We start from the raw sequence: 9,945 nt of genomic DNA, 5'->3' as shown, positions 1-9,945 counted from the left end.
TCACCTTCAAGAACGGCCTCGAATACTTCCATGCCGTCGCAGCAGGATGGAGCCTCAGAGATATGTGCATGCCCTAGTGCGAAAGCAGGGACGACACCGTGAGCGTGGCTGGCGCCGTCGCGTCAAACAAACCACCAGCCTGCTAATCCAGCCCCTGCGCAGCCGGCATCTCCTGCGTCGGCTGGATCGTCGGAGCAGGCTTGGCCTGATCGACTGTCGGCACTGCGGCCTCGGCGGGTTTGGCCTGCACGGCGGCGGTCTGCTGCGGAGGTTGCGCCTGCGGCGCCTGGGCCTGCGGCGGCACCGGCTCGACCGGCTTCACGGCTGCGACCGGCGTCTCGCCGCGTGGCGGAGCTGCCTTGGGCAGCGGCACGGTGCGCCTCGCGACGTGCGGGATCGAGGCCGGCGGGCGCGGCGGGCCGCTGCGGATCATGGTCGGCGGCGGCAGTGCGCTTTGCGGGCCGTAAGAGCCGACCGCACGCTCCTCATCGGGTGGCGCCATGCCGTAGGCATCGGCAGCGGGCATGAAGCGGATGATCCGGCCGTCGCGGGCGTCGATCACGAGCCGGCCGTCGTCGCCGCGGCGGTCGATCACCGAGATGGTGTAGACGCTGCCGCGCAGCCGCGGGATACCGAGCGGCGAGAAGCCGTTGTCGCGCAACACCGCGTAGACCTCTGTCGGCGGCAGCAGTGCCGGGGCGGGGCCACGCTCTTCGTAGCCATAGCCGTAGCCGTAGCGCGGCGGCGGAGGCGGCGCGGCTTCCGGCGGCCCATAGGGGCCGTCGAAATCCGACACCGCGATCATGGCCCCTCCCGCAATACCGTTCGCTGGAACTTGCGCTTGAGCCGTGCTGGCGACCAGCGCCAGCGCGGCGGCGGCCACACATCCTGTGAAAAACTTCATGGTCGAGACGCTCCTGTCAGGCCCTGAATGGAGCGCGCTCTTTCGCTTCTCGCGGCGTGACGCGCCTTCCGAAGGGCCGATCCGAAGCTTCATCGGGGATTTCGGCGTCCACAGGGCCGGATCAGGGCGCGTTTGCTTCAAAACCGGGGCTGCGCAACTTTTGGAAAGCGATTGATTGACTTATCGGGAATCGGGACTTCCGCGCGCTTGTGTGCTAGACAAAAATTTGGCACAGTGATGGTTAGGACAGGAAAGCTGTCTTAATTTTGCTTGCGGTTCCGGCATAGGGATTGCAACGAAAGTCGGTGCTCTCGAGCGCCAAGAAGGCAACAGGCAAAGCCGTTCTCGGGGACGTAGAACGCCTAGGCCTGAATTTAAGAAAATGCGGCTCGCAGCGGACGAGCGGTGACCCAGAGGCGGGTGCCGCGGAACGCCCAAGGTGCGCCGAAGAGAGCGGTGAGACAGCTTGCCGCATGGAGAGGACAGGAACAATGAACGGGTCGCAATTCGAGCGCGCAAACATCGTGGCAGAAGAGCTGTCGGCGACGGTCGCCTCGAAAACGACCGATCCGATTCAGGAACACAATTCGCGCCCTCCCGCCGAAGGTCTCTACGATCCGAGCCTGGAGAAGGACTCCTGCGGCGTCGGCTTCATCGCCAACATCAAGGGCAAGAAGTCGCGCGAGATCGTCGCGGACGCGCTCAGCATCCTCTGCAACCTCGAGCATCGCGGCGCTGTCGGCGCCGACCCGCGCGCCGGTGACGGCGCCGGCATCCTGGTGCAGATCCCGCACACCTTCTTCAGCCGCAAGGCCAAGGAGCTCGGCTTCACGCTGCCGGCGCCCGGCGAATATGCCATCGGCGCGCTGTTCATGCCGCGCGACACCGCCTGGCGCAACGTCATCAAGAGCATCATCGGCGACCAGATCAGGGACGAGGGTCTGACCCTGCTCGGCTGGCGCGACGTACCGACCGACAATTCCTCGCTCGGCGTCACCGTGAAGCCGACCGAGCCCGCCTGCATGCAGGTGTTCATCGGCCGCAACGGCACCGCCAAGACCGAGGACGAGTTCGAGCGCCGGCTCTACATCCTGCGCAAGTCGATCTCGCAGGCGATCTATCAGCGTCGCGACCGCGGCCTCTCCGGCTATTACCCGTGCTCGATGTCCTGCCGCACCGTGATCTACAAGGGCATGTTCCTCGCCGATCAGCTCGGCAAGTACTATCCCGATTTGCATGAGGCGGACTTCGAGAGCGCGCTCGCCCTCGTTCACCAGCGCTTCTCGACCAACACCTTCCCGGCGTGGTCGCTGGCGCATCCCTATCGCATGATCGCGCATAACGGCGAGATCAACACGCTGCGCGGCAACACCAACTGGATGGCGGCGCGCCAGGCCTCGGTGAGCTCCGAGCTCTACGGCAAGGACATCAACCGGCTCTGGCCGATCTCTTATGAAGGCCAGTCGGACACCGCCTGCTTCGACAACGCGCTCGAATTCCTGGTGCAGGGCGGCTACTCGCTGCCGCACGCCGTCATGATGATGATTCCGGAGGCGTGGGCCGGCAATCCCTTGATGGATGAAAAGCGCCGCGCCTTCTACGAATATCATGCCGCACTGATGGAGCCGTGGGACGGCCCCGCCGCGATCGCCTTCACCGACGGCCGCCAGATCGGCGCCACGCTCGACCGCAACGGCCTGCGGCCGGCGCGCTATCTCGTGACCAAGGACGACCGCATCGTGATGGCGTCCGAGATGGGCGTGCTGACGATCCCCGAGGACCAGATCATCACCAAGTGGCGCCTGCAGCCCGGCAAGATGCTGCTGGTCGACCTCGAGCAGGGCCGCCTCATCCCGGACGACGAGATCAAGGCCGAGCTTGCCAGGAGCCATCCCTACAAGGAGTGGCTGGAGCGGACCCAGATCGTGCTGGAAGAGCTGCCGAAGGTGCCGACCACCGGTGTGCGCTCGAACCTGTCGCTGCTCGATCGCCAGCAGGCGTTCGGCTACAGCCAGGAAGACATCACCATCCTGATGACGCCGATGGCGGCCACCGGCGAGGAAGCCGCGGGCTCGATGGGCAACGACACGCCGATCTCGGCGCTGTCGGACAAGGCCAAGCCGCTGTTCACCTACTTCAAGCAGAACTTCGCGCAGGTCACCAACCCACCGATCGACCCGATCCGCGAGGAGCTGGTGATGAGCCTCGTCTCCATCATCGGACCGCGGCCGAACCTGTTCGACCTGCAGGGCCTGGCCACGACCAAGCGCCTTGAAGTGCGCCAGCCGATCCTGACCGACGCGGACCTGGAAAAGATCCGCTCGATCTCTGATGTCGCCGACTCCCACTTCAAGTCGCGGACGCTGGACACCACCTTCCACGCCGGTCTCGGCGCGGCCGGCATGGACCAGGTGCTGGACGAGCTCTGCGCGCGCGCTGAAAGCGCGGTGCGCGAGGGCGTCAACATCATCATCCTGTCCGACCGCATGGTCGGCACCGACCGCGTGCCGATCCCGGCACTACTGGCCTGCGCCGCCGTGCATCATCATCTGATCCGCGTCGGCCTGCGCACCTCGGTCGGTCTCGTCGTCGAATCCGGCGAGCCGCGCGAAGTGCATCACTTCGCCTGCCTCGCGGGCTACGGCGCCGAAGCGATCAATCCTTATCTGGCGTTCGAAACCATCATCGCGATGAAGGACCGCCTGCCCGGCTCGCTCGACGACTACGAGATCGTCAAGCGCTACATCAAGTCGATCGGCAAGGGCCTGCTCAAGGTGATGTCCAAGATGGGCATCTCGACCTACCAGTCCTATTGCGGCGCGCAGATCTTCGACGCGGTCGGCCTCAAGGCGGACTTCGTCTCGAAGTTCTTTGCCGGCACGCATACGCGCGTCGAGGGCGTCGGTCTTGCCGAGATCGCGGAAGAGGCCGTGCGCCGCCATGCCGACGCGTTCGGCGAGGCGCTGGTCTACAAGGGCGCGCTCGACGTCGGCGGCGAATATGCCTATCGCAGCCGCGGTGAGGACCATGCCTGGAACGCCGAGTCGGTGTCGCTGCTCCAGCACGCCGCGCGCGGCAACTCCCAGGAGCGCTACCGCGCCTTCGCCAAGATCCTCAACGAGCAGTCCGAGCGTTTGCTGACTCTGCGCGGCCTGTTCCGGATCAAGAACGCCGAAGAAGAGAAGCGCAAGCCGATCCCGCTCGACCAGGTCGAGCCGGCCAAGGACATCGTCAAGCGTTTTGCCACGGGCGCCATGTCGTTCGGCTCGATCTCGCGCGAGGCGCACACCACGCTCGCGATCGCCATGAACCGGATCGGCGGCAAGTCGAACACCGGCGAAGGCGGCGAGGAAGCCGACCGCTTCAAGCCGATGCCGAACGGCGATTCCATGCGTTCGGCGATCAAGCAGGTCGCCTCGGGCCGCTTCGGCGTCACCACGGAGTATCTCGTCAACTCCGACATGATGCAGATCAAGATGGCGCAGGGTGCCAAGCCCGGCGAAGGCGGCCAGCTGCCCGGCCACAAGGTTGACGCGACCATCGCCAAGGTCCGTCACTCGACGCCGGGCGTCGGCCTGATCTCGCCGCCGCCGCACCACGACATCTACTCGATCGAGGACCTGGCGCAGCTGATCTACGACCTCAAGAACGTCAACCCGACGGGTGACGTCTCGGTCAAGCTCGTCTCCGAGATCGGCGTCGGCACGGTCGCGGCGGGCGTCGCCAAGGCGCGCGCCGACCATGTCACCATCGCGGGCTTCGAGGGCGGCACCGGCGCTTCGCCGCTGACCTCGATCAAGCACGCCGGCTCGCCGTGGGAGATCGGCCTCGCCGAAACCCACCAGACCCTGGTGCGCGAGCGGCTGCGCAGCCGCATCGTGGTCCAGGTCGACGGCGGCTTCCGCACCGGCCGTGACGTCGTGATTGGTGCCCTCCTCGGCGCCGACGAGTTCGGCTTTGCCACCGCCCCGCTGATCGCGGCCGGCTGCATCATGATGCGCAAGTGCCATCTCAACACCTGCCCGGTCGGCGTCGCCACCCAGGACCCAGTCCTGCGCAAGCGCTTCACCGGCCAGCCCGAGCACGTCATCAACTACTTCTTCTTCGTCGCGGAGGAAGTCCGCGAGATCATGGCCTCGCTCGGTTTCCGCACCTTCAACGAGATGGTCGGCCAGGTGCAGCTGCTCGACCAGACCCGCCTGGTCGCGCACTGGAAGGCCAAGGGCCTCGACTTCTCGAAGCTTTTCGTCAAGCAGAAGGAAGAGAAGGGCCAGAAGATCTATCACTCCGAGCGCCAGAACCATCATCTGGAGGCAGTGCTCGACCGCACGCTGATCGAGAAGGCCCAGCCCGCACTCGACCGCGGCGCGCCGGTGAAGATCGACGCCACCATCAACAGTACCAACCGCTCCGCGGGTGCGATGCTGTCGGGCGCGGTCGCCAAGATTTACGGCCATGCCGGCCTGCCGCACGACACCATCCATGTCAGCCTCAAGGGCACCGCTGGCCAGGCCTTCGGCGCCTGGCTCGCGCATGGCGTCACCTTCGACCTCGAGGGTGAAGGCAACGACTATGTCGGCAAGGGCCTCTCGGGCGGCAAGATCATCGTCAAGCCGCCTGCCAACAGCGGCATCGTGCCCGAAGAGAGCATCATCGTCGGCAACACCGTGATGTACGGCGCGATCCAGGGCGAGTGCTATTTCCGCGGCATCGCCGGCGAGCGTTTCGCTGTGCGTAACTCGGGCGCAGTCGCCGTGGTCGAGGGCGCGGGCGATCATTGCTGCGAATACATGACCGGCGGCATCGTGGTCGTGCTCGGCAAGACCGGGCGCAACTTCGCGGCCGGCATGTCGGGCGGCATTGCCTACGTGCTCGACGAGACCGGCGACTTCGACAAGCTGTGCAACATGGCGATGGTCGAGCTTGAGCCGGTGCTGTCGGAAGAGCTGATCAACGCCGGCACCTATAATCACTCCGGTGACCTCGAGGCGCACGGCCGGGTCGACGTGTTCAAGAATCTGCTCGCCTCCGACGTCGAGCGGCTGCACGTCCTGATCTCGCGCCACGCCAAGGCGACCGGCTCCAAGCGCGCCATCGAGATCCTTGCCAACTGGAAGGACTGGCTGCCCAAATTCCGCAAGGTGATGCCGGTCGAGTACCGGCGCGCGCTGCGCGAGATGGCCGCCAACGCGGACGCCGAGCCGAAAATCGCGATCGGCGCGTAAGAACAAGCCTCATGGTGAGGAGGCGCGTAGCGCCGTCTCGAACCATGAGACCAGTATCCGAGCCTCCATCCTTCGAGACGCGGCGCGAAAAGTGCGCCGCTCCTCAGGATGAGGAGTGAGAGAACAAACGAATTAAGCGGCAGGGACTTCGGGTTTAATGGGCAAGATCACGGGTTTTCTGGAAATCGAACGGCACGACCGCAAGTACACCCCGGTCGCCGAGCGCGTGAAGCATTACAACGAGTTCGTCGTTCCCTTGAGCGAGAAGGAAGTGCGCGACCAGGCCGCGCGCTGCATGAACTGCGGCATTCCCTATTGCCACGGCACCGGCTCGGTCGCGCCGGGCACGCCCGGCTGCCCGGTCAACAACCAGATCCCCGACTGGAACGACCTCGTCTACCAGGGCAACTGGGAAGAGGCCTCGCGCAATCTGCACTCGACCAACAATTTCCCTGAGTTCACGGGACGCATCTGCCCGGCGCCGTGCGAAGCGTCCTGCACGCTCAACATCGACGACAACCCCGTCACCATCAAGACCATCGAATGCGCGATCGTCGACCGCGCCTGGGACAATGGCTGGCTGAAGCCTGAGATCGCCGCGGAGAAGACCGGCAAGAAGGTTGCCGTGATCGGCTCGGGTCCGGCCGGCATGGCCTGCGCGCAGCAGCTCGCACGCGCCGGCCACGACGTGCACGTCTACGAGAAGTACGCCAAGGCCGGCGGCCTGCTGCGCTACGGCATCCCCGACTTCAAGATGGAGAAGGGCGTCATCGACCGCCGCGTCAAGCAGATGGAAGGCGAAGGCGTCACCTTCCACTACAACAGCCATGTCGGCGCCGACGGCAATGTCGATCCGCGCGAGATGCTCAACGAGTATGACGCCGTCGCGCTGACCGGCGGCGCGGAAGCTCCGCGCGACCTGCCGATCCCCGGCCGCGACCTCCAGGGCATCCACTACGCCATGGACTTCCTGCCGCAACAGAACCGCCGCGTCTCCAGCGAGCCGCTGAACGGCGTCCAGGAGATTTTGGCCGGCGGCAAGCATGTCGTCGTCATCGGCGGCGGTGACACCGGTTCCGACTGCATCGGCACCTCGCTGCGCCAGGGCGCGCTGTCGGTGACCCAGCTCGAGATCATGCCCGCCCCGCCCGAGCGCGAGAACAAGGGCCTGACCTGGCCGAACTGGCCGTTGAAGATGCGCACCTCCTCCAGCCAGGCCGAAGGCGCCATCCGCGAATACGCCGTGCTGACCCAGAAGTTTTCGGGCGAGAACGGCCATGTCAAGAAGCTGCACTGCGTCCACGTCGACGACAAGTTCAAGCCGATTGCCGGCACCGAGTTCGAGCTCGACGCCGAGCTCGTCCTGCTCGCCATGGGCTTCGTCCACCCCGTGCACGAGGGCCTCTTGAAGCTGCTCTCGGTCGAGCTCGACCCGCGCGGCAACGTCAAGGCCAACACGCTCGACTATCAGACCTCGCGCCCGAACGTGTTCGCCGCCGGCGACATGCGCCGCGGCCAGTCGCTGGTGGTGTGGGCGATCCGCGAGGGGCGGCTCTGCGCCCGGTCGATCGACACGTTCCTGATGGGGAAGACGGATCTGCCGCGCTGAGCGAGGCGCGAGCTGACCGCTGAGACTGTCATCGCCCGCGAAAGCGGGCGATCCAGTATTCCAGAGACGTCAAACGTATACGGATAAGCCGCGGCGTACTGGATGCCCCGGTCAAGCCGGGGCATGACAGCGGAGAGAGCAACTTGCTTCACTCCAAGACGTGCGGAAAGTGCTGCGCGTCCCATTCGTCAAGCCGGAACAGCACCTTACCGTATTCGAGAAGCTGGTCGTTCGGTCTATAGGGGCGCGTCGAAACTTCAACGTCAGATGCAACTTCACTTGGCATCAAGTGAAAATGGTCGTTGGTCTCAGTCAGGGCCAGCAGTTGCTTCACAAGAAGGTCTCGGCCTTCCGGATTAAGCCATAGCTCGAATTCGCCAGCCGAATTGATGTCTAGGGTAATTCGAGCTGCCATGACAGCTTCCCTCAATTCTGCAGCCTCACGCCCACCATCACCACCGTCCCCTGCGAGCTCGAGCCCGCCTGGCTCGAATCCAGGATGTCGTGACGCAGCGTGCCCTTGATCCAGACGTTGCGGTTGAGCTTGTAGATCAGATTGCCTTCGAGCGAGTAGGTTTTGTCGTTGCGGTTCTGGTTCTGGTAGTCGTAGGTGCCGTAGGTGAACTTGCCGACCGCGGTGAGCCAGCGGCGGAAGTCGTGATCGACTTCGGCGGCATAGGTGTGCACGAGCACGCCGGATGAGCCGGGGACCGTGGTCTCGTTGATCTGCGTGTCGGTGAAGAATTTCACCGTGGTGAGGCCGCTCGCATTCCAGATCAGCGAGCCCGCGGTGAGGAAGCCGGCGAGCTGGCTGAGGCGCGGATCGACGTAGTTGCGCGCGGAATAGCCGACGGAGATCTCGCCGGTGAGGATGCGCGAGAATTCGAAGGACGAGCCGACCTTGGCATAGCCGCCGTTTGAATCGCGGAAATAGCCGTTGCGGTCGGCGGCCTGGTCGTGGACGCGGCTGTCGCCCTCGATCTCGACGAACGGCTTCAGCCCCGGCTTCAGATCGTAGGAGAAGCGGCCGACGCCGCCATACTGGTTGAAGTCGCGGTCGTTATTGCTGGAGGTCGAGCCGTCGGTGAGCTTCGAGTCGGTATAAGCCGTGCGATCCACCGTCGCGCCGGCAGCGACCTGGAAGCGATTAAAAGTCTGGTCGAAGCCGATCGTCGTGCCGTAGGTGGCGTAAACAGGATATTTCTGCAGGCCGGCCTGCACGTTGGGGCTGCCGGGATTGTCGGTGGCGAGCCGCAGGCGCAGCTGCGAGGTCAGCTTGAAATCGCGGTCGACGTCGACGCGGCCGTCGACATGGCCGGTGAAGTCGGGACGATCGATCTCGACCGGCGAGGGCGAGGCAAAGCCGTCGATCGTCGCCGGCATGTTGTTGGTGTAGCCCGAGAACGAGCCGCGCAGATCCGCGACCAGCGCGTGGCGCTCCCAGTCGGACACGACAAGGAGATCGGGCGCAACGACATAGACCGGCGAGCCGACCGGCTTGCTCAGTCGCGCCGGGTTGGTGTCATAGCCGGTGGAGAGCTCGAGCCCGCCCTTGATCAGGAAGCTGCCGGCGTAGTCGCCGACCGCGCCGAACGCGTCGTCATCGGCCTTGAGCCGGCGGCGCAGCGGCTGGCCGGGCACGTTGCCTGCCATCGCCGGGGGGACCGGTGTCTTGTGCGCATTCTCGGACGGCGGCGGCGCGATGCGCGGCGGGCCCAGCGTCCTGGCCGGCGTTGCCGGCGGCGGAGGCGACCCCGGGCCGAGCGCGCGCTTCGGCTTCGCCTGGCCGGGATAGAGTTTTGGCTGCTGCCGCTTGCGATTGAGCGAGTCGTAGCCGGAGCCGCTGGCGCCGTTGGCGGCCGGCAGGCCGTAGGTCGGGACCTGGCCGACGCGCGAGGTCGCCGGTGCCTGCTGGCCCTTGCGCGGATCGGCACTGGGATCGGGCAGCGCCGGCAGCGCGTCCGAGGGCGCCTGCGGCACGGCCGCCGTGCGACGCGTCGGCAGCGTGTCGGGCGAGGCGAAGCCGCCGCGGTTGGGATTGAACAGGTCGGGCGTAAGGCTCTGGGCCGCCGCCGGGGCGCTGCCGAGGGCCGTCAGCGCGAGGCACGGCAAAGCGGCGCGCAGCAAATGCGCGCGTTTGCTCCGGCCCATGCCTGGAGACGACCCCACGATGGAATAACTCCAACGAAATCAAACACTTTCAAGAC

The 9,945-nt window shown here is 65.6% G+C and carries 5 protein-coding genes; 2 read left to right on the top strand and 3 right to left on the bottom strand.

The features are described from left to right. Positions 1-142: 142 nt before the first annotated feature. Positions 143-904: a hypothetical protein gene (locus tag JQ635_RS36625; protein WP_211414623.1), complete on the bottom strand. Its 762-nt coding sequence runs from the start codon at positions 902-904 to the stop codon at positions 143-145. Positions 905-1,395: 491 nt separating this feature from the next. On the opposite strand from JQ635_RS36625, the gene gltB reads away from it, so the two are divergent. Both gltB and JQ635_RS36615 read left to right on the top strand, forming a co-directional pair. Further along, positions 1,396-6,129, top strand: a complete 4,734-nt coding sequence (gltB, locus tag JQ635_RS36620; RefSeq protein ID WP_211414622.1) for a glutamate synthase large subunit — start codon at positions 1,396-1,398, stop codon at positions 6,127-6,129. 157 nt (positions 6,130-6,286) lie between these two features. Further along, positions 6,287-7,738 carry a glutamate synthase subunit beta gene (locus JQ635_RS36615; protein ID WP_211414621.1) on the top strand — a complete coding sequence of 484 codons (1,452 nt, stop codon included), beginning with the start codon at positions 6,287-6,289 and terminating at the stop codon, positions 7,736-7,738. A 148-nt stretch (positions 7,739-7,886) separates the two neighbouring features. Here JQ635_RS36615 and JQ635_RS36610 read toward each other — a convergent pair whose 3' ends face one another. Beyond that, positions 7,887-8,153, bottom strand: a complete 267-nt coding sequence (locus tag JQ635_RS36610) for a hypothetical protein (protein WP_211414620.1) — start codon at positions 8,151-8,153, stop codon at positions 7,887-7,889. An 11-nt stretch (positions 8,154-8,164) separates the two neighbouring features. After that, positions 8,165-9,907 carry an outer membrane beta-barrel protein gene (locus JQ635_RS36605; RefSeq protein WP_211414619.1) on the bottom strand — a complete coding sequence of 581 codons (1,743 nt, stop codon included), beginning with the start codon at positions 9,905-9,907 and terminating at the stop codon, positions 8,165-8,167. Between the last annotated feature and the right edge of the window lie 38 nt (positions 9,908-9,945).

The sequence above is a fragment of the Bradyrhizobium iriomotense genome, from assembly GCF_018130765.1.
Classification (GTDB): Bacteria; Pseudomonadota; Alphaproteobacteria; order Rhizobiales; family Xanthobacteraceae; genus Bradyrhizobium; species Bradyrhizobium iriomotense_A.
This window is presented reverse-complemented; position numbering and strand designations above follow the sequence as displayed.

Coding starts and splice junctions, on each gene's coding strand:
- JQ635_RS36610 (WP_211414620.1), bottom strand. CDS start 8,153: ATGGCAGCTCGAATTACCCTAGACATCAATTCGGCTGGCGAATTCGAG.
- gltB (WP_211414622.1), top strand. CDS start 1,396: ATGAACGGGTCGCAATTCGAGCGCGCAAACATCGTGGCAGAAGAGCTG.
- JQ635_RS36625 (WP_211414623.1), bottom strand. CDS start 904: ATGAAGTTTTTCACAGGATGTGTGGCCGCCGCCGCGCTGGCGCTGGTC.
- JQ635_RS36615 (WP_211414621.1), top strand. CDS start 6,287: ATGGGCAAGATCACGGGTTTTCTGGAAATCGAACGGCACGACCGCAAG.